Annotated in this window: 21 protein-coding genes; 13 read left to right on the top strand and 8 right to left on the bottom strand. The window is 64.5% G+C overall.

Going from position 1 to position 17,151, the window contains the following annotated elements; all coding sequences use genetic code 11:
• Positions 1-145 precede the first annotated feature (145 nt).
• The 9 genes from GRI42_RS11405 (at position 146) to GRI42_RS11365 (ending at position 6,119) form a co-directional block, all read left to right on the top strand.
• Positions 146-1,036 (top strand): pyruvate, water dikinase regulatory protein, encoded by an 891-nt coding sequence (locus GRI42_RS11405; protein WP_222554768.1) that lies wholly within the window; start codon positions 146-148, stop codon positions 1,034-1,036.
• Positions 1,033-1,629: a Maf family protein gene (locus GRI42_RS14000; protein ID WP_160608608.1), complete on the top strand. Its 597-nt coding sequence runs from the start codon at positions 1,033-1,035 to the stop codon at positions 1,627-1,629. The genes GRI42_RS11405 and GRI42_RS14000 overlap by 4 nt, the downstream gene beginning before the upstream one ends.
• Positions 1,626-2,480 carry a shikimate dehydrogenase family protein gene (locus GRI42_RS11395; RefSeq protein WP_325065328.1) on the top strand — a complete coding sequence of 285 codons (855 nt, stop codon included), beginning with the start codon at positions 1,626-1,628 and terminating at the stop codon, positions 2,478-2,480. The genes GRI42_RS14000 and GRI42_RS11395 overlap by 4 nt, the downstream gene beginning before the upstream one ends.
• Positions 2,477-3,079 carry a dephospho-CoA kinase gene (coaE, locus tag GRI42_RS11390; protein WP_160608606.1) on the top strand — a complete coding sequence of 201 codons (603 nt, stop codon included), beginning with the start codon at positions 2,477-2,479 and terminating at the stop codon, positions 3,077-3,079. The genes GRI42_RS11395 and coaE overlap by 4 nt, the downstream gene beginning before the upstream one ends.
• 41 nt (positions 3,080-3,120) lie before the next feature.
• The gene (gene dnaQ / locus GRI42_RS11385; protein ID WP_160608605.1) at positions 3,121-3,807 is read left to right on the top strand and encodes a DNA polymerase III subunit epsilon; all 687 of its coding nucleotides are present in this window, start codon (positions 3,121-3,123) and stop codon (positions 3,805-3,807) included.
• 68 nt (positions 3,808-3,875) lie between these two features.
• Positions 3,876-4,445: a ribosome hibernation-promoting factor, HPF/YfiA family gene (gene hpf / locus GRI42_RS11380; protein WP_160608604.1), complete on the top strand. Its 570-nt coding sequence runs from the start codon at positions 3,876-3,878 to the stop codon at positions 4,443-4,445.
• A gap of 14 nt (positions 4,446-4,459) precedes the next feature.
• Positions 4,460-4,918 (top strand): PaaI family thioesterase, encoded by a 459-nt coding sequence (locus tag GRI42_RS11375; RefSeq protein ID WP_160608603.1) that lies wholly within the window; start codon positions 4,460-4,462, stop codon positions 4,916-4,918.
• Between the two features lie 8 nt (positions 4,919-4,926).
• Complete coding sequence (locus GRI42_RS11370; protein WP_160608602.1) at positions 4,927-5,265, top strand: DUF1491 family protein; 339 nt, start codon at positions 4,927-4,929, stop codon at positions 5,263-5,265.
• A gap of 200 nt (positions 5,266-5,465) precedes the next feature.
• Positions 5,466-6,119, top strand: coding sequence for a cell wall hydrolase (locus tag GRI42_RS11365; protein ID WP_160608601.1), 654 nt, complete (start codon positions 5,466-5,468; stop codon positions 6,117-6,119).
• 72 nt (positions 6,120-6,191) lie between these two features.
• Here GRI42_RS11365 and xth read toward each other — a convergent pair whose 3' ends face one another.
• Genes xth through GRI42_RS11350 form a run of 3 tightly spaced genes read right to left on the bottom strand, consistent with a single transcriptional unit; the run spans position 6,192 to position 7,808 of the window.
• Positions 6,192-6,977 carry an exodeoxyribonuclease III gene (xth, locus tag GRI42_RS11360; protein ID WP_160608600.1) on the bottom strand — a complete coding sequence of 262 codons (786 nt, stop codon included), beginning with the start codon at positions 6,975-6,977 and terminating at the stop codon, positions 6,192-6,194.
• Between the two features lie 38 nt (positions 6,978-7,015).
• On the bottom strand, positions 7,016-7,345 hold the full coding sequence (locus GRI42_RS11355; RefSeq protein ID WP_160608599.1) for a HesB/IscA family protein: 330 nt from the start codon (positions 7,343-7,345) through the stop codon (positions 7,016-7,018).
• A 31-nt stretch (positions 7,346-7,376) separates the two neighbouring features.
• Positions 7,377-7,808 carry a CBS domain-containing protein gene (locus tag GRI42_RS11350; protein ID WP_160608598.1) on the bottom strand — a complete coding sequence of 144 codons (432 nt, stop codon included), beginning with the start codon at positions 7,806-7,808 and terminating at the stop codon, positions 7,377-7,379.
• Positions 7,809-7,919: 111 nt separating this feature from the next.
• Here GRI42_RS11350 and GRI42_RS11345 point away from each other — a divergent pair, with 111 nt between their 5' ends.
• A complete protein-coding gene (locus tag GRI42_RS11345) occupies positions 7,920-8,219 on the top strand; it encodes a hypothetical protein (RefSeq protein WP_160608597.1) in 300 nt (99 codons plus the stop codon).
• Here the strand turns inward: GRI42_RS11345 and GRI42_RS11340 are convergent.
• The 5 genes from GRI42_RS11340 to GRI42_RS11320 are packed head-to-tail and all read right to left on the bottom strand — an operon-like array spanning position 8,216 to position 13,409.
• Complete coding sequence (locus GRI42_RS11340; RefSeq protein ID WP_160608596.1) at positions 8,216-8,587, bottom strand: (2Fe-2S) ferredoxin domain-containing protein; 372 nt, start codon at positions 8,585-8,587, stop codon at positions 8,216-8,218. The genes GRI42_RS11345 and GRI42_RS11340 overlap by 4 nt on opposite strands.
• On the bottom strand, positions 8,580-10,700 hold the full coding sequence (locus GRI42_RS11335) for a dipeptidyl-peptidase 5 (protein WP_160608595.1): 2,121 nt from the start codon (positions 10,698-10,700) through the stop codon (positions 8,580-8,582). The genes GRI42_RS11340 and GRI42_RS11335 overlap by 8 nt, the downstream gene beginning before the upstream one ends.
• A 43-nt stretch (positions 10,701-10,743) precedes the next feature.
• Positions 10,744-11,250, bottom strand: coding sequence for a DUF2497 domain-containing protein (locus tag GRI42_RS11330; RefSeq protein ID WP_160608594.1), 507 nt, complete (start codon positions 11,248-11,250; stop codon positions 10,744-10,746).
• Between the two features lie 56 nt (positions 11,251-11,306).
• Complete coding sequence (locus GRI42_RS11325; RefSeq protein WP_160608593.1) at positions 11,307-12,809, bottom strand: TolC family outer membrane protein; 1,503 nt, start codon at positions 12,807-12,809, stop codon at positions 11,307-11,309.
• On the bottom strand, positions 12,810-13,409 hold the full coding sequence (locus tag GRI42_RS11320) for a protein-L-isoaspartate O-methyltransferase family protein (RefSeq protein ID WP_160608592.1): 600 nt from the start codon (positions 13,407-13,409) through the stop codon (positions 12,810-12,812). It lies immediately after the preceding gene.
• Between the two features lie 150 nt (positions 13,410-13,559).
• Here GRI42_RS11320 and GRI42_RS11315 point away from each other — a divergent pair, with 150 nt between their 5' ends.
• From GRI42_RS11315 to GRI42_RS11305, 3 genes are all read left to right on the top strand, one after another.
• A complete protein-coding gene (locus tag GRI42_RS11315) occupies positions 13,560-15,086 on the top strand; it encodes a fumarate hydratase (RefSeq protein WP_160608591.1) in 1,527 nt (508 codons plus the stop codon).
• Positions 15,087-15,185: 99 nt separating this feature from the next.
• On the top strand, positions 15,186-16,403 hold the full coding sequence (locus GRI42_RS11310) for a sensor histidine kinase (RefSeq protein WP_160608590.1): 1,218 nt from the start codon (positions 15,186-15,188) through the stop codon (positions 16,401-16,403).
• Entirely contained in the window at positions 16,396-17,133 is a 738-nt protein-coding gene (locus GRI42_RS11305) for a LytR/AlgR family response regulator transcription factor (protein ID WP_160608589.1), read from the top strand. Before GRI42_RS11310 ends, GRI42_RS11305 begins: the two co-directional genes overlap by 8 nt.
• Positions 17,134-17,151 lie beyond the last annotated feature (18 nt).

The raw sequence follows: 17,151 nt of genomic DNA, 5'->3' as shown, positions 1-17,151 counted from the left end.
TCGGCAGATGGCTTGAGTCGAGTCAAACTTATCCCTGCTGTCCCCAGCCTGCGCATAAATCGGGTTTGCTGTGCGGGAATCGCCCCCGAACAGGACTCGTAGCGGGGAGGGAATTCATCCCCGAACTTGTCGGCAGACCTGTCCCGTGGTTTATCCGGCGCTTCTCCACAGGCCGAAAGTCGCAACCATAACCGACCGCATCCACCTCCACCTGCTGTCCGATTCCACCGGTGAAACGCTGGAAATGCTGGCCAAGGCCGCGCTCGCCCAGTTCGACGATGCGGATGTCGTCCGGCATTTCTGGCCGATGGTGCGCTCGCGCCAGCATCTCGACCGGATCGTGCCCGAACTCAAGGCCAATCCGGGGCTGGTCCTGTTCACGCTCGTCAATCCCGAAGCCCGCGCACGGCTGGAGGAAGTGTGCACCCAGAACGGCCTGCCCGCCGTGCCGATCCTCGACCGCGTGACCGAAGCACTGGAAAAGGCGCTGGGCCAGGAAGCGCACGGCCGGCCCGGCCGACAGCACCAGATGGACAAGGCCTATTTCGAACGTGTCGAGGCAATCCAGTTCACCATCGCCCATGACGACGGGATCGGCTGGGAAAACTGGGAAGAGGCGGACATCATCCTTGCCGGTGTGTCGCGCAGCTCCAAGACGCCGACCAGCATCTACCTCGCCAACCGCGGGTACAAGGTGGCCAACATCCCGCTGGTGGTGGAAAGCCCGCCGCCGCCCAAGCTGTTCGAACTGAAGAAGCCGCTCGTCGTGGGCCTGACAACCGCGCCCGAACGGCTGGTCCAGATCCGCCGCAACCGCCTGCTGACGCTCAACGAACAGTCGCAGACCGCCTACATCGACAACGAGCGGGTGAAATCGGAAGTCGCCTTCGCCCGCCGCATGTTCGCCGATAACGGCTGGCCGGTGATCGATGTGACGCGCCGCTCGATCGAGGAAACCGCCGCCGCGATCATCCGCCTGTGCAGCGAACGCAGCCACAAGGCGGCAGGCGAATTCGAAGGAGGCAAGGCGATATGAGTGCGATTGCAGGCGAAGGCATGATCCTCGCCTCGAACTCCGCCTCGCGCAAGGCGATGCTCGAAGCGGCAGGCGTCGCTTTCGAGGCGCGTGCTGGCGACGTGGACGAGCGCGCTCTCGAAGCGGAAATGGAGGGTGCGGAACCGGCCGAAATCGCGCAGGCGCTGGCTGCTGCGAAGGCAACTGCCGTGCAGGCAAGTGGCCTCGTTCTCGGCAGCGATTCCCTGGTCGAGGTCGAGGGGCGGCGGTTCGACAAGCCGGCGACGCGCGAACAGGCGGCAGAACACCTGCGCTTCTTCTCGGGCAAGGTCATGACGCTGCACAGCGCCGCCGCGCTGGCGCGGGACGGGCGCATCGTGTGGATGGGATCGGACTTCGCCCGGCTGAAGGTCCGCCAGCTCTCCGAGGAATTCATCGAGGCCTATCTCGATGCCGAATGGCCCAAGGTTTCCTATTGCGTCGGCGTGTTCCGGATCGAAGGGCCCGGCGTCCAATTGTTCGAAAGCATCATGGGCGACCAGTTCACCGTGCTCGGTATGCCCTTGCTGCAAGTGCTCGGCGCGCTGCGCGAGGAAGGTGCCTTGCCCTCGTGACGATTTATGCGGAAGTCATCGGCGATCCCATCGCGCAGTCTAAGTCGCCCGCGATCCACGGGTTCTGGATCGCCAAGCTCGGCCTCGATGCGGATTATCGTGCGCACCACGTGACCGCCGACGATCTCGCCGCCTATCTGGAAGAACGGCGGGGCGATCCCGACTGGCGCGGCTGCAATGTCACCATGCCGCACAAGCAGGCGGTCATTCCGATGCTCGACCGGCTCGAACCGCTCGCCCGCCGTGTCGGTGCGGTGAATACCATCGTCCGGGCACCGGACGGCGCACTGGTGGGACGCAACACCGATGTGGCCGGCTTTCTCGAGCCGCTGCGCGAACGCCTCAAGGCCACGCATTATTTCCGGATGGCCCGGATCCTCGGCACGGGCGGCGCGGCGCGGGCAATCGTTGCGGGACTGGCAGACGAAGGTTTCACCCTCGTTCTTGTCGGGCGCGATACGGGCAAAGCGGAGGCTCTGCTTGGCGAACTCGATCCGGGAGGCGAACACCATGTCGCCCCGCTCGACCATTTCGCCAAAGCCACCGACTTTGCCTTCGACGATCGGGAAGGCTGCTGCGACCTGGTCATCAACGCCTCCCCGCTCGGCATGCGCTGCCAGCCGCCGCTCGAATTCGACTGGAGCCATGCGCCCCCCGGTTCCGTTGCCTACGATATCGTGACCGATCCGGTCGAAACGGAATTCCTCCGGCAGGCGCGGTCGGCAGGTTTCGAAACCATCGACGGTCTCGCCATGTTGATCGGGCAAGCCGCGGCTGCCTTCACCCATTTCTTCGGCGTCGAACCCCCGCGCGAACACGATGCCGAACTGCGCGAAAGGCTGATGGCATGACCCGCCCCCTCATCGTCGGGCTGACCGGCTCCATCGGCATGGGCAAATCCACCGTTGCCGCCATGTTCGAGCGCGCCGGTGTGCCGGTCTTCGATGCCGACAGGGAGGTGCGCGCCATGCAGGGCCCGGGCGGCGAACTGGTCGATGCGATCGAGCGAGAATTTCCCGGCAGCACCGATGCCGAGGGCGTGCTGCGTGACCGGTTGGGCCAGCAGGTTTTTGCCGACCCGCAAGCGCTCGCCCGGCTCGAGGGAATCGTGCATCCTGCCGTCGCCGAAAAACGCGGGGCTTTCCTGATCGAGCACGCCGGGCAGGACATGGTCGTTTTCGACATCCCGCTCCTGTTCGAAAAGGGCGGATCGGAGGCTGTGGACGCGGTCGTCGTCGTCTCGGCTCCGGCCGAAGTGCAACGCCAGCGCGTGCTTGCGCGACCCGGCATGACGCCCGAAAAATTCGCCCATATCCTCTCGATCCAGGTGCCCGATATCGAGAAGCGCGAGCGTGCCGACCACGTTATCGACACCGGTACGAGCATTGCCGAAACCGAGAGGGCGGTACGCGCCCTCATCGAAAAACTGCGCCAAGAAAAGCGCGGCTAAACCTCTTGTAATCCGCCTGCGCGAGTCCGATAGTCGGGCCAATGCGCGAGATCGTCTTCGACACCGAAACCACCGGGCTGGATCCAAGGACCGGCGACCGGATGGTCGAAATAGGCTGTATCGAACTGCTCAATCTCGTGCCCACCGGCGCGACCTATCACACCTATTACAATCCGGAACGCGACATGCCCGCCGGCGCGGAAGCCGTGCACGGGCTGTCGGCCTCGTTCCTGTCGGACAAGCCGCTGTTCCGCGACATTGCGCACGAATTGCTCGACTTCATCGGCGATGCCCCGCTGGTGGCGCATAATGCCGGGTTCGACTTCGCCTTTCTCAATGCCGAACTGGCGCTGTGCGAACGCGAGGCGGTGTGCACCAGCCGCATGGTCGACACCGTGGCCATCGCCAAGAAGCGCCATCCCGGAGCCAAGCTTTCGCTCGACGCGCTGTGCACGCGATACGGCATCGATCGCAGCCACCGCGTGAAGCATGGCGCACTGCTCGACGCGGAACTGCTGGCGCAGGTCTATGTCGAGCTGAAGGGCGGCAGGCAGATCGGCCTCGAACTGGCCGCCGAGCGGGTGATTCAGGTAGAGCGCGAAGTCATTGCGGTACGCCAGGCGCCCGACCGCCCCCGGCGCGAGCCGCGGCCCCACGCGCCGAGCGAGGAAGAACTCGCGCGGCACAGGAAATTCATGTCCGGGATCGAAAACCCGCTCTGGGGATAGGTTCAAGTACCCGCCCGGTCGACACAGCCGGGCCGGGGATCGGCAGGGTGCGATAGAGGAGATACCATATGGATGTTCGCGTCTCAGGCCACCAGATCGACACCGGCGCTGCCCTGCAGAGCCATGTCGAAGACCGCATGCAAGGTATCGTCGACAAGTATTTCAACCGCGCGATCTCCTCGCATATCACGCTCGGCAAGGGGCCCGGCGGGTCGTTCACTTCCGATATCGTGACGCATGTGATGCAGGGCCTCATCCTCAAGGGCCATGCCGAGGCGCATGACGTGCACCAGGCTTTCGAACAGGCCGCCGGCAAGATCGAAAAACAGCTGCGGCGCTACAAGCGTCGTATACAGGACCGCCACGAACAGGCGCAGCACGCTATGCGCGAGGAAGAGGCTGCCTATACCATCTTCGCCGCGCCCGAACCGGACACCGAGGAGGAAATCACTGCCGACAGTCCGCCGATTATCGCCGAAACCAGCGCGATCATCCCGGAATGTTCGGTTGCCGATGCCGTGATGATGCTCGACTTGCAGAACACCAACGCCATCCTGTTCAAGAACGGGGCTACCGAAGCGCACAACATGGTCTATCGCCGCCCCGACGGCTCGATCGGCTGGGTCGAGCCCCGGTAAAGAAGGACGCAATGATGAACGAGGCGGCTACCAGCGGGGCCGAGCGGCACTGGCGCGCGCTCGAGCGGCTCTATGCCTCCGCCCCGGTGAACTCGCTGTTTGCCTCGCAGTTGGAGGTGACGGGCGAAGGCCGCGCAAGGATCGTATTCGACGTGACCGAAGCCGCCTACCACGCGGCCGGTGCCGCACACGGGACGATCTATTTCAAGATGCTCGACGATGCGGCGTTTTATGCGGCGAACACGCTCGTGACCGACCGTTTCCTGCTGACGACTTCCTTCAACCTTCATTTCACCAAGCCGGTGCGAACCGGCAAGGTGGTGGCGGAAGGACGCTGGGTTAGCGGGCGCCGCCGCGTGTTCGTGGCCGAATCGCGCCTGGTGGACGAGGAAGGCGACGAAATCGGGCGCGGAACCGGCACGTTCATGAAGTCGCGCATCCCGCTCTCCAGCCTCGCCGGATATTCGGGCTGAGGGCCGGCATGGAGGGCGCGCGCCTCCCCACCCACCTTGAAGTGACGGGCCTGATCCGGGCAGCACAGCAGCAGGGCGGCTTTGCAACGGTCCTCCGGTCCGGCGAACGCGATGCGGGAACCCTGGCGATATTAACCACCAATAGTGGCAATAATACAATGCTTTGGGAGCGCCTGCCGCGCCTCGATGGCGACCGAATCTTCGAGTGCACCAAGCAGCAAGATACGGAAAACAAAGGGGAATTCGAGGATTATCTGGCCCGCCGCATGGCCCGTGACCCCGATCTTTGGATTCTCGAACTGGATGGCCCCGAAATGGAACGCTTGGTCGCAGAGTGGGCCCGTTAACTTGACACGGTTTCAAATGAGACTATTTGGCCGCCCAGCTTCGATGCGTAGGCGGCTTGCAACGGCAATGGGGTCGGCAGGCTAGCACGCAGACGGGGAGCAAGCGGCAGGACCGCAATCGGATCCGACCATATGGCGCCAGAAACGCGTTGTGGATCCCGGCCTGCGACAGCGAGCTCACCGCTTAGTCATTCGGAATAATGCGAAAGAGTTTGTTTGCCGCCGCGGCGACTGCCGCGGCGCTTATCGCGAGCCTTGCCGGGGCTGAAGAAACCGGCGCCACGGTCCTCGCTGCAGAAGCGGGCCGTAATACCACTGTCTCCGAAACCGCCCTCACCGACGAGGTTGTCCCGGTTTTCGTCGAAGGCGAAGTGGTTGAGGACATTCCGGAAGAACCGGAATCCACCGACGAGATTTCCGACGACGCAGCGCAGGCCGCCAGCCTGCACGACCTCGTCGCCTCCATGCCCGCAGCCGGCCAGCTGTCGGAAGAAATGCGCTGCCTTGCCGGCGCAATCTATTTCGAATCGCGCGGCGAGCCGCTCGAAGGCCAGCTTGCCGTTGCGCAGGTGATCATCAACCGCAGCGAATCGCGCCAGTTCCCGTCGAGCTATTGCGGCGTGGTCTACCAGCGTTCGCAGTTCAGCTTCGTGCGCGGTGGCCGGATGCCCAGCATCAAGCAGCACTCCGCTGCCTGGAAGCGGGCCAAGGCGATCGCCCGCATCGCGCATCAGGGCCTGTGGGACAGCGCCGCTGACGATTCGCTGTATTTCCACGCGAATTACGTCCGTCCGAGCTGGGCGAAGCGCAAGGTCGCCCGCGCGACGATCAATACGCACATCTTCTACCGTTAAGTCCGGCAGAAGGGATCAGATTGGGGCCGTCTCGCCGTGATGCGGGGCGGCCCTTTTCCATAGCGAGGGTGCTCAGCTGCGCAATTCGACCCAGACGGGCGTGTGGTCGCTGGACTTTTCGCGGCCGCGATATTCCTTGTCGACGCCGGCGGCCGTCATCCGGTCGGCCAGCTCGGGCGAGAGCAGGATGTGGTCGATCCGGAACCCGTGATCGCGCTGCCAGGCACCGGCCTGGTAATCCCAATAGGTCCAGACGCCGCCGCGCGGATTGAGCGTATCGATCGCATCGGTCCAGCCATCGCCCAGCAGGCGCTTATAGGCATCGCGCGATTCGGGCTGCATCAGCGCGTCCGACGCCATGGCCTTGGGCGACCAGACGTCCTTGTCTTCGGGAATGACGTTGTAATCACCCAGCACCACGGCGGGCACTTCCTCGTCCCATATGGCCTTCATGCGCTCGCGCAGCTTGCCCATCCACGCGAGCTTGTAGTCGAACTTTGGACCCGGGTGCGGATTGCCGTTGGGCAGATAGAGGTTGCAGATGCGCACGCCGTTGACCTCGGCCTCAAGGTAGCGCGCCTGTTCCCCCTCGCCATCATTCGGGCCATCGATGCCGAGGCCGCGCTGGATTTCGACAGGCTCCACCCCATCGGCAAGGATGGCGACGCCGTTGAAGCTCTTCTGCCCGTGCCAGATCGCCTTGTAACCGATTTCCTCGAACTCGGCGGCAGGGAATCCGTCGTCCATCGTCTTGATTTCCTGCAGGCAGGCGACGGTGGGACGCGTTTCCTCGAGCCATTCCTTGAGGCGCGGAAGGCGGGCCTTGATTCCGTTGATGTTGAAGCTGGCAATACGCATGGGCCGCGTGATGCCCGAAACGCCGCGCCGGGTCTAACCTAAATCCCGAAGCTGGATCCGCAGCCGCAACCGGCTGCTGCTTGCGGGTTTTCGACCTTGAAGGCTGCCCCGCCGAGCGATTCGACGAAATCGACCGTGCTGCCGGCGACAAGGTCGAGGCTCACCGGGTCGACCACCAGGCGCACACCGTCGGTTTCGCTGACGCTGTCGTCGGCTTCCGCACCTTCGGCGAGGTCGAACTTGTACTGGAATCCCGAACAGCCCCCGCCTTCGACCGAAAGGCGCAGGATTGCAGGCTTTGCCTGCTTGGCGGCAATCGCGGCGACGCGCTTAGCAGCGGACGGGGTGAGGGTAAGCATCTCGGCCATGGGCGCGATGTAGGGAGTGACGGGCCGCTGCTCAACCGTGCGTGATATATTCCCGCATGGCCTCGGCTTCGTGCTGCACCTCGTCGTAACGGAACTTCACGAGGTCGCCGATGGAAATGAACCCGCACATCATCTCGGTCTCGATGACGGGCAAGTGGCGGATGCGCCGGCGGGTCATCAGGCCCAGCGCGTCGTCGATGGTCGTCATCCGGTCGACCGTGATGGCGGGCGAAGTCATCACTTCCCCGACCCTGCGGTCGAGACAGGCCTCGCCCTCGTCGGCGAGGCGGTGAATCACGTCGCGCTCGGAAAAAATGCCGGCGACACGGCCCTGTTCGAGCACGGGCAGGGCGCCGATACGCTTACTGGCAAGGATACGCACGGCTTCGCGGACGGACTGTCCGACCTCTACCGAGATGATGTCGGAACTCGCCCGCCCCTCGATGAGATTGCCGATGTTCATGCGCCTCTCCTGTGTTGCCTGTGCGGCAAGAATGACATTTTCCGGAGCAATTGGCGAGTCCGGCGGCGTGAAACCGTTGAAGCGCGCGCTTCTCGTCGCCATTGAGGGGGCATGACCAAGAAATCGCCGCTCGACGATCCCCAGCAGGCAGCCTTCGCCTGGGCACGGTTCCGGCGGCTGATGCGCTTCCTGTTCCTGCTGACGGTCGGCATCGTCGCCATCGCGATGGCCCTGCTCTACAAGCAGGGCAGCGCGGCATCGGTGCATTACTACATCGCCATCGCGCTCGGCATCGGTTTCACCATGCTGCTGACCGGCGCTTTGATGGGGCTGATGTTCCTGTCGTCGGGTACGGGCCATGACGAAAGCGTCGAGGACCTGACCGGCGACAGCTGGCGCGACAAGGACTAGCCGGCGCTGTCCGGTTCGTGCAGCCGGTATTCCTCGACCGGGACCCCGCCGATCAGATGGCGCTGGATGATCGCCTCGAGCACCTCTTCATCGCATGAGTGGTACCAGACGTTTTCCGGCCAGACGACGGCGATCGGCCCCTTGGCGCAGACCTGGAGGCAATCGGCCTTGGTTCGCTGCACCTTGCCGCCAGGCCCCACCAGGCCCAACTCCTTCAGCCGCTTCTTGAGGTAGTTCCAGGCAGCCTTGCCATCGTCGCGCGAACAGCATTTCTGCTTCTCGCTGATGGCGCACAGGAAGATCTGGCGCTCCAGCCCCGAAGCGCCGATTTTCGCATAGGCCCTTTGCGCCTTCGCTAGCTTACTCACCCGCGCCGTCCGGCTTCAGCCAGCGGTCGAGCCAGGCGAACACGGTGTTGTGCCACTGCAGCGAGTTCTTGGCGCCCAAAACCCAGTGGTTTTCCGAAGGGAAGACAAGCAGCTGGCTCGGGATGTTGCGCTCCTGCAGGGCCGTGAAGCTGGCAAGGCCCTGCGTGTAGGGCACACGGAAGTCCTTTTCGCCCGCGATCACCAGCATCGGCGTCTGCCACTGGTCGACGTGGTTGACCGGGTTCCAGCGCTCGTATTCCTCGCTGTTCTCCGCATAGCTTCCGCCGAATTCCCACTTGGGAAACCAAAGCTCTTCGGTGGTGTAATAGAAGCTGCGCATGTCGAAGAGGCCGTCGTGCTGCACGAGGCAGTCGAACCGGTCGGGCCATTTTCCGGCAATCCAGTTCATCATGTAGCCACCGTAACTTGCCCCCATGGCGCAGGCGCGAGTGCCGTCGATCTGCTTGTCCCGCTCGAGCGCGGCGGCAAGACCGAGTTGCAGGTCCTCGAGCGGTTTACCGCCCCAGTCGTTGCGGATCGCATCGGTGAAGGCCTGGCCGTATCCGGTGGAGCCGTGGAAATCGACCGAGATGACCGCATAGCCCTGGCTGGCGACAACTCGCGGGTTCCAGCGGCTCGACCAGGCGTCGTTGAACGAGCCCTGCGGCCCGCCGTGCACATAGAGGATAGCAGGCATCTTGCCATCATGCCCGTCGAGCTTGGTGATCTGGCCCCAGACGGTGTCGCCGTTCGCGCCCTTGAAGCTGAAACGCTCGACCACGACCGGCGCGAGCTTGCCGACGACCTGCGAGGCGACCTGCGTCAGCGGCTTGGCCTGCGCCCAGTCGCGCGACAGGTACAGCTCGGCAGGCGCGCCGATCGAATCGCGGGTGAACAGCAAATCGCCGCCATGCAGCGGCACGATATTGCCGATGTGCGCTTCGTTGCCGGCCATAAGGTCGAGCCGTTCGACCGCGCCGGTGCGCGGATCGATGCGGAAGGCCGGCGTGTCGAGGACGTCCTGCGCACTCGCCACGATCCAGCGCGAATCCGGGGTCCAGGCGATGCTGCCGAAGCTGCGGTCGAAACTCGCGGTCAGCGGCGTGGTAACGCCGGTCTTGAGGTCGCGCAGCATGATGACCTGCCGGTCCGCCTCGTAAGTTGGCCGCTCCATGGCGACATAGGCAAGGTACTGGCCATCGGGCGAAGGGGTCGGCAGTGCATCGAGCGCCTCGTTGGCCTTGGTCAGATTGACCGGAGCGTTGCCCGACAGGTCGGAGAACCAGATGTCGAGATTGGTCGAATAGGGCTCCTTCGCATCGGCTTCGCGCGCGGTGAAGAACACGCCCTTGCCATCGGCCGCCCAAGCAACATCCTCGCCGCCGCCGAAGGGCATGGTCGGCGTGTCGCCATTGGGCCCGCCTGCACCGAGCGGCCCGTCCACGGGCGTGCCGGTGCCGGTGGCGATGCCGTTTTCGAGCGGGAAGGCGAATACGCGGCTGAGCGCACCCGGCGTCTCCCAGCTGTCCCAGTGGCGGTAGAACCCGCCATCGCCTTCGTAGAGACGACCGTCGCCGGGGCCGGGCAGGTATTTCTTCGCGCTGTCATCGCAATCGATACGCGTGCAGCTGCGTGCGATGTCGGTCCAGATGGCGATCCGGCTACCGTCGCGCGCGACGCTGTAGCCATTGACTGCGCGGGGCAGGGCGGTGACCTGTGCCGCGTCCGATACCGAGCCGTCGGAACCGATGCGGGCGCGCCAGACCTGAGTCGTGGCATTGTCGCCTGCGCCATCGGCCATGTAGTAGAGCCAGCCGTCATCGCCGAAGGTCGCCGAGGAACCTTCAAGGTCGAGCGCGACGGGCGCGCTGTCCACGTCGGCGAGCGAACGCAGGTAGAGCTTGCCCGAACGCTTGAAACTTTCCGGATCGGTCGTCGTGACCGAATAGACCGCCAGCGTCCCTTCCGGATTGACCGTGGGACTGCCGAGACGCGGCATGGTGACGAGGTCTTCGGCACTCATCGGAGCGCGCGCCTCCTGCGCGGCGAGCGGGGTGGCGAGAAGCGCAAAGGCGCTGGCGAGCGGGAATGCGGCCCGGATGCGTGCTGTCATGGCCGCGCGGTGTAGCGCGACAATTATGGCAAGGGTAGGGGGGTTAGCTCTTCTTGCCGGCAATGCGCGCGATCTCGGCCTTGACCAGCTCTTCGACCATGCCGGGCAGGTTCTTGTCGAGCCATTCGGCCAGCATCGGGCGCAGCAATTCGCGGGTCAGACCTTCGAGCGAGGTTTCGCCCTGGCGCACGATCTGCGGCTGCTTGCCCGGCTGGGCGAGCATGGCGAGCGCGGCGAAGTTCTGGCGCATGGCTTCGCGCGTGTCGCCGCGGGTCAGGGCGTCTTCCTCATCGTCGCCATCGTCCAAAAGGGCTGCGGCAGAGGCTTCGACGTCGTCAGCCTCGACCACCAGTTCCTCGCCCAGGTCGGCACCCAGTTCGAGCACTTCTTCCGCTTCTTCGGCATCGGCGGGTTCGGCAGCTTCGGTCACGAGGCCGCGGCGCTTGCGGCGGTCGGCGATCATTTCGCCGCGCTGTTCGCTGTCGCGTGCAATGACCTTCTTGATCGAATCGAGGATTTCTTCGACCGACGGTTCGCCCTGCTGTCCCATGCCTACCCCTGCAACCTCACTGGAATCCCGAATCGGGACGCACGCTATAGCCCAGCCTATTCGCCAGAGTCAGCAGATTCGGGAATTTCCGCTGTCGGTGCGGGCACTTCCACCGTGCGCGGCGACCTGGTTACCGGGTCCGGATCGCGGCTCCAGTCCCAGATATTGCCGCGTACGCGGTCGTAATTGGCGACCGGATCGTAGAGCACGCCCTCGTCGCCGAGGCCCAAGTCGCGCGCCTCGGCACGGCCCATTGCGGCCAGCAGCGAAAAGCCCGCAACATAGGCGTTGCGGCGCGCCGTCACGAGCTGGACGCGGCTTTGCAGCAGTTCCTGTTCGGCATTGAGAACGTCGAGAATGGTGCGGTTGCCGATAGAGTTTTCTGCGCGCACGCCTTCGAGGCTCAGTTCGGCAGCGGCCACCGCGCTCTGCGAGCTTTCGATGATCGCGAGCGAGGCCTGCCAGCTCGACCAGGCGGAGCGGACCTGCGCGATCACGTCACGCTCGGTCGCGATCACGGTTTCGAGCGCAGCCGAGGCGCGCGCCTGTGCCTGGCGCTGGAGTGCGGCCGTTCGCCCGCCCTGGAAGATCGGCAGGCGCAGCGAGACACCGGCCGAGGCGGCGGTCGCGGTCTGGTCGCTAGGAATGCGCGGGCTGGTCGGATCCTGCGGATCCTCGAACCCGTCGGGAATGCTGCCGAGGAAGTTCTGGTAGTCGTAGCCCGCGAAGATCGAGACGCGCGGCAGGCGGCCCGAACCGGCGACATTGATGTCGTATCCTGCCGCCGCAGCGCGTTCCTGCGCAGCGATCAGGTCGGGATTGTGTTCCAGCGCCACATCGACCGCGGTCTCCACATCGCCAGGAAGGCCCGGCAGGGGCGGCGGCGGGGCAAGGTCGTTCGGCGCATCGCCGACCAGCGCGATATAGTTTTCGCGCGCGGCGATCAGGTTTGCCTGCGAGGTCCTGAGATCGCCCTGCGCAACGGCCAAACGGGCCTGAGACTGGGCAACGTCGGTGCGGGTCAGGTCGCCGATTTCGAACCGGTCGCTGGTTGCCTGGACATTGACCGACAGGACATCGACCTGGTTGGACGAAAGCGCGACGAGCGCCTGCCCGCGCAGCACGTCCATGTAGGCGGCCACGACGCGCGAGAAGATGGCGCTTTCGGTTGCGCGCAAATCGGCCCTGCCGGCCTGCACGCGCTCTTCCGCGGCGCGGATCGAATTCTTCACCGCACCGCCCGAATAGATTGGCACACCGAGGTCGACGCCTGCGACCAGTGCGCGCTCGGGCGCGAAGAAGCTGGTGGAGTTCTGCTTGAGGAATTCGGTCACGCTCGCCGTGCCGTCGACGGAAGGAAGGCCCGCCGATTTCTCGATCGGGACGTTCTCGTCGGTGGCGCGCAGCTGGGCGCGCGCCGCCTCGAGTGTGGGGTTGTTGAGATAGGCGTCAGTCAGCGCTTCCTGCAGCGTGTCGGCATGCGCCGCCCCCTGCGGAAAAGCGATTGCGGCAATGCTCGCCGAAATAGCCAGTCCTGCCCGAAACCCTCCCAATGCCATTCAGAAACTCCAGCTTGCCGGTTTGTCGAATGCGCCGAGGCGCGGAATGCCCATCTCTGCGAGCGGCAGCAGGCCTAGCGCCTTGCCGGCCTTGCGACCCGTGGCGAGGCGCGTGACGCCGCGCTCGACCAGGCCGGTCACGATGCGGCCATTGTCGGCCACCAGCTTGGCGAGGCCGGCGGGGACGTGTTCGATCGCCCCGTCGACGAGCACGAGCGTGTACTCGCCCTTCTTCTTGGCGTTTGCGGCCTTGTCCGGGCTGGTCACGTCGAGCGAAGCGACAAGCGGCTTGACCAGTGCGGGCAGGTAGCCGCTGCCGGCATCGACCACGAGCACCTTGTCCTCGCTCGTCGGGCGGGCTTCGGCCAGCATCGCGCCGTGGAACAGCGGTGCAGGCAAGAATCCGCCATCGGCAAGGCGGATGGCCCGGTCCATGTAGGCGGTGCCCTTCGCGCTGTCCGGCACGAAATCTTCGCGCGCAACAGCGCCCATGCGTTCCAGAACGAAGGCTTCATTCACGCCGCTGGTGCGCAGCTGGCTGTCGATCATCGCCTTGCGGGCGGCGGCATAGTCGGGGCGGGTCTGAGTCTGAGTGGTCATGATATTCCGGGGGCTGTATTACATCGATAACACGGCTTTGCAAGCTCCCGTTGCCTTAGGCGCAAGACCCGTTGCTTCCAAGCGCTTTGACCGATGGCCTGTTCCGCGCCTATCGGGGAGCGCAAATCTGCAACATGGGAATGCGCGGCGATGAGCGACATGACGACCATCACGGAAGAGGACCTGATCGAGAGCGTTGCCGACGCTCTCCAGTACATCTCCTATTACCATCCGATGGACTACATCCGGGCCCTTGGCGAAGCCTACGAGGCCGAGAAGGGCCCGGCGGCGAAAGATGCGATCGCCCAGATCCTGACCAACAGCCGGATGTGCGCGGAAGGCCACCGACCGATCTGCCAGGACACCGGCATCGTCAACGTCTTCGTGAAGTGGGGCATGGACTGCCGCCTCGACAGCAAGCGGAGCCTGCAGGAAGTCGTCGATGAAGGCGTGCGCCGCGCCTACAACCACCCCGACAACAAGCTGCGTGCCTCGATCCTTGCCGACCCGGCATTCACTCGCCGCAACACGCGCGACAACACGCCGAGCGTCCTCTCGGTCGAAATGGTCCCGGGCAATGCTGTCAGTGTCGATGTCGCGGCGAAGGGCGGCGGCAGCGAGAACAAGTCCAAGTTCAAGATGATGAACCCCTCGGACAATATCGTCGACTGGGTCGTCGAACAGCTGCCCTCCATGGGTGCCGGCTGGTGCCCGCCCGGCATGCTCGGCATCGGTATCGGCGGTACCGCCGAACACTGCATGAAGCTCGCCAAGCTCAGCCTCATGGACCCGATCGACATGGGCCAGCTGAAACAGCGCGGCGCGCAGACCGATCTCGAGCAATTGCGGATCGACATCTTCGATGCGGTCAATGCGCAGGGCATCGGCGCGCAGGGGCTTGGAGGCCTGTCGACCGTGCTCGATGTGAAGATCATGGACGCGCCGTGCCACGCCGCAGGCAAGCCAGTGGCGATGATCCCGAACTGCGCAGCGACCCGTCACGCGCATTTCACACTCGACGGATCGGGCCCCGCCTATCTCGAGCCGCCGAAGCTCGACGAATATCCTCAGGTGACCTGGAAGCCCGATGCGGCAGCACGGCGGGTCAACCTCGATGCGCTCACGCCCGAAGAAGTGTCCAGCTGGAAGCACGGCGACCGCCTGCTCCTGTCAGGCAAGATGTTGACCGGACGCGATGCGGCGCACAAGCGGATCAAGGACATGCTCGATGCAGGCGAGGAACTGCCCGTCGATTTCCGCGGCCGCGCGATTTATTACGTCGGCCCAGTCGATCCGGTGATGGGCGAAGTGGTCGGCCCTGCCGGCCCCACCACCGCCACGCGGATGGACAAGTTCACCGAAATGATGCTCGACCTTGGCCTCCTCGCCATGATCGGCAAGGCGGAACGCGGTCACAATGCGGTGGAGGTGATCAGCCGCTTCAAGGTTGCCTACCTGATGGCGACGGGCGGCGCGGCCTATCTCGTCAGCCGCGCGATCAAGGGCGCCAGGGTGCTCGCCTTCGAGGATCTCGGGATGGAGGCCATCTACGAATTCGAGGTGCAGGACATGCCGGTCACGGTCGCCGTCGACAGTGCGGGCAACAATGTCCACACGCTGGCGCCTGCCGAATGGCGGCGCCGGATTGCTGAAGGCGATCTCGAACCCGCCGAATGACGTTTATCTTCGACAAACCGCGTGGGTAGTCCGACCGCCGGACTTCCCAGCGCGCCTTGGAACGGGCAGATAAAACCCGTTTTGAACGCTGAACGACAGATGAACCCGGAAACAGTCAACGTCCCGGTCCGCACGGTTGCCGTGTCGATCGTCGGCCTGTGGTGCGCCTATTTCCTCCTGATCACGGCCCGTGGCTGGCTGATCGGCCTCGACTTCGAATTCGACCTGATCTGGCGACGCGTCGCCGTGACGGTTGCGGCAATGGGCGTGACCTTCGTGCTCTGGCTCATCGTGCGCCTGTTCGACAATCGCTCGCTCGCCGCACAGATAAGTGTATCGCTGGTCTTCGCAATGCCTGCCGCGCTGCTGATCGCGCAATCGCAGCAGTGGTTCTTCGCCCCCATTCAGGAACGCTACGAAGCCAAGATCGCGGAGGAACGCGGCATTTCGCTGCGGCGCGACGACAATGGCAATCTGATCATCGAAGGTCCCACGCCGGTCGAACCGCAAATCGGCGGACCGCTGGGAACGGCAACGCCGACCACCGGCACGGCGCAGGTCGTCCTGCCCGACGACCGGGCAGAAGATCGCTGGCTGCAGCTGATCGAGATGGGTCTCGACCGCTATTTCCTGCTGCTCGCCTGGTCGGCGCTTTACCTCGCCCTGCTTGCAGGCGTTCGCGCGCAAGTTGCCGAGCGTCGCGGCGAACGTTTCCGCACGGCGGCCAAGGCAGCCGAGCTGCGCTCGCTGCGCTATCAGGTGAACCCGCACTTCCTGTTCAATACGCTCAACTCGCTCTCCGCGCTGGTGATGACCGGCAAGGAAGACCGGGCGGAACAGATGATCCAGTCGATCTCGCGTTTCTATCGCCACTCGCTGGCCGATGATTCCACTGGCGATGTCAGCCTCGAGGACGAGATCGACCTGCAGGAACACTACCTGGAAATCGAATCCGTCCGTTTCCCCGACCGCCTGCGGGTAAGGGTCGACCTGCCGCACGACCTTGCCAACCTCAAGGTGCCGGGTATGATCCTGCAGCCGCTGGTCGAGAACTCGGTCAAATACGGCGTTTCCGCGAGCAATCGGCCGGTGACCATCAGCATTGTCGCGCGCGAGGAATACGGGCGGCTGGTGCTCAGAGTCAGCGACGATGGCCCCGGCGTGCCCGCGGGTCACAAGGGCGGTTTCGGCATTGGGCTTGCCAATGTGCGTGACCGGCTGGAGGCACGTTTCGGCAACGAGGCGTCGATCAGTTCCGGCCCTGCGCTCGACGGATACGAGACCGAACTCAGGCTTCCGATGGTGAAACATGGCTGACGAGAACGGAGACCGGCTGCGCACGCTGATCGTCGACGACGAGCCGCTCGCTGTCGAACGGATGCAGGTGATCTGCTCCAAGATGGACGACCTTCACGTTGTCGGCACGGCCAGCGACGGGGCGCAGGCCCTGCGCCTGATCGAGGCATTGGGCCCCGACCTGATCCTGCTCGACATGACCATGCCCGAAGTGGACGGCCTATCGGTCGCCCGCGAACTGGCGGGCCAGGAAGAGCGGCCCGCCGTGGTCTTCGTGACCGCACATGACAATTATGCGGTCGAGGCCTTCGATCTCGACGCGGTCGATTATGTCCTCAAGCCGGTCAAGCCGGACCGGCTGGAACGGGCCATCCAGCGCGCGCTCTCGCGCCGTTCCGAAGGCGGCCGCACCGAGAGCAAGTGGCTCGAGGAACTGTGGATCCCGCACCGCAGCGAACTCATCCGGATCGAGACCGACGAGGTCAGCCGCATCGATGCGGAGCGCGACTATGTCCGCCTCCACGTGGGCGATCGCTCCTACCTGCTGCTGCAGACAATCGCGGGCCTCGAAAAGCGCCTCGACCCGGCGAAGTTTATCCGCATCCACCGCTCCACCATCTTGCGCAAGGAACACATCAAGGGCCTGCGCCATGACGGGCTGGGCGTGTGGTCGGTCGAGATGGACGATGGCGAGGCACTGCGTATCGGGCGCACCTACCTGCCCAAGGTAAAGGCGATGGCCGGGCGCTAAGGCGGCCTCGCCCGGGTC

The sequence above is a fragment of the Qipengyuania gaetbuli genome (assembly GCF_009827315.1).
Lineage (GTDB): Bacteria > Pseudomonadota > Alphaproteobacteria > Sphingomonadales > Sphingomonadaceae > Qipengyuania > Qipengyuania gaetbuli.
Note: the sequence above shows the minus strand (reverse complement) of the source record. Positions and strands in the feature narration are given on the sequence as shown.

Bases quoted from the DNA above. Each gene is read 5' to 3' on its own strand.
- GRI42_RS14000 (WP_160608608.1), top strand. From the start codon at position 1,033: ATGAGTGCGATTGCAGGCGAAGGCATGATCCTCGCCTCGAACTCCGCC.
- coaE (WP_160608606.1), top strand. From the start codon at position 2,477: ATGACCCGCCCCCTCATCGTCGGGCTGACCGGCTCCATCGGCATGGGC.
- dnaQ (WP_160608605.1), top strand. From the start codon at position 3,121: ATGCGCGAGATCGTCTTCGACACCGAAACCACCGGGCTGGATCCAAGG.
- hpf (WP_160608604.1), top strand. From the start codon at position 3,876: ATGGATGTTCGCGTCTCAGGCCACCAGATCGACACCGGCGCTGCCCTG.
- GRI42_RS11375 (WP_160608603.1), top strand. From the start codon at position 4,460: ATGAACGAGGCGGCTACCAGCGGGGCCGAGCGGCACTGGCGCGCGCTC.
- GRI42_RS11370 (WP_160608602.1), top strand. From the start codon at position 4,927: ATGGAGGGCGCGCGCCTCCCCACCCACCTTGAAGTGACGGGCCTGATC.
- GRI42_RS11365 (WP_160608601.1), top strand. From the start codon at position 5,466: ATGCGAAAGAGTTTGTTTGCCGCCGCGGCGACTGCCGCGGCGCTTATC.
- xth (WP_160608600.1), bottom strand. From the start codon at position 6,977: ATGCGTATTGCCAGCTTCAACATCAACGGAATCAAGGCCCGCCTTCCG.
- GRI42_RS11355 (WP_160608599.1), bottom strand. From the start codon at position 7,345: ATGGCCGAGATGCTTACCCTCACCCCGTCCGCTGCTAAGCGCGTCGCC.
- GRI42_RS11350 (WP_160608598.1), bottom strand. From the start codon at position 7,808: ATGAACATCGGCAATCTCATCGAGGGGCGGGCGAGTTCCGACATCATC.
- GRI42_RS11345 (WP_160608597.1), top strand. From the start codon at position 7,920: ATGACCAAGAAATCGCCGCTCGACGATCCCCAGCAGGCAGCCTTCGCC.
- GRI42_RS11335 (WP_160608595.1), bottom strand. From the start codon at position 10,700: ATGACAGCACGCATCCGGGCCGCATTCCCGCTCGCCAGCGCCTTTGCG.
- GRI42_RS11330 (WP_160608594.1), bottom strand. From the start codon at position 11,250: ATGGGACAGCAGGGCGAACCGTCGGTCGAAGAAATCCTCGATTCGATC.
- GRI42_RS11325 (WP_160608593.1), bottom strand. From the start codon at position 12,809: ATGGCATTGGGAGGGTTTCGGGCAGGACTGGCTATTTCGGCGAGCATT.
- GRI42_RS11320 (WP_160608592.1), bottom strand. From the start codon at position 13,409: ATGACCACTCAGACTCAGACCCGCCCCGACTATGCCGCCGCCCGCAAG.
- GRI42_RS11315 (WP_160608591.1), top strand. From the start codon at position 13,560: ATGAGCGACATGACGACCATCACGGAAGAGGACCTGATCGAGAGCGTT.
- GRI42_RS11310 (WP_160608590.1), top strand. From the start codon at position 15,186: ATGAACCCGGAAACAGTCAACGTCCCGGTCCGCACGGTTGCCGTGTCG.
- GRI42_RS11305 (WP_160608589.1), top strand. From the start codon at position 16,396: ATGGCTGACGAGAACGGAGACCGGCTGCGCACGCTGATCGTCGACGAC.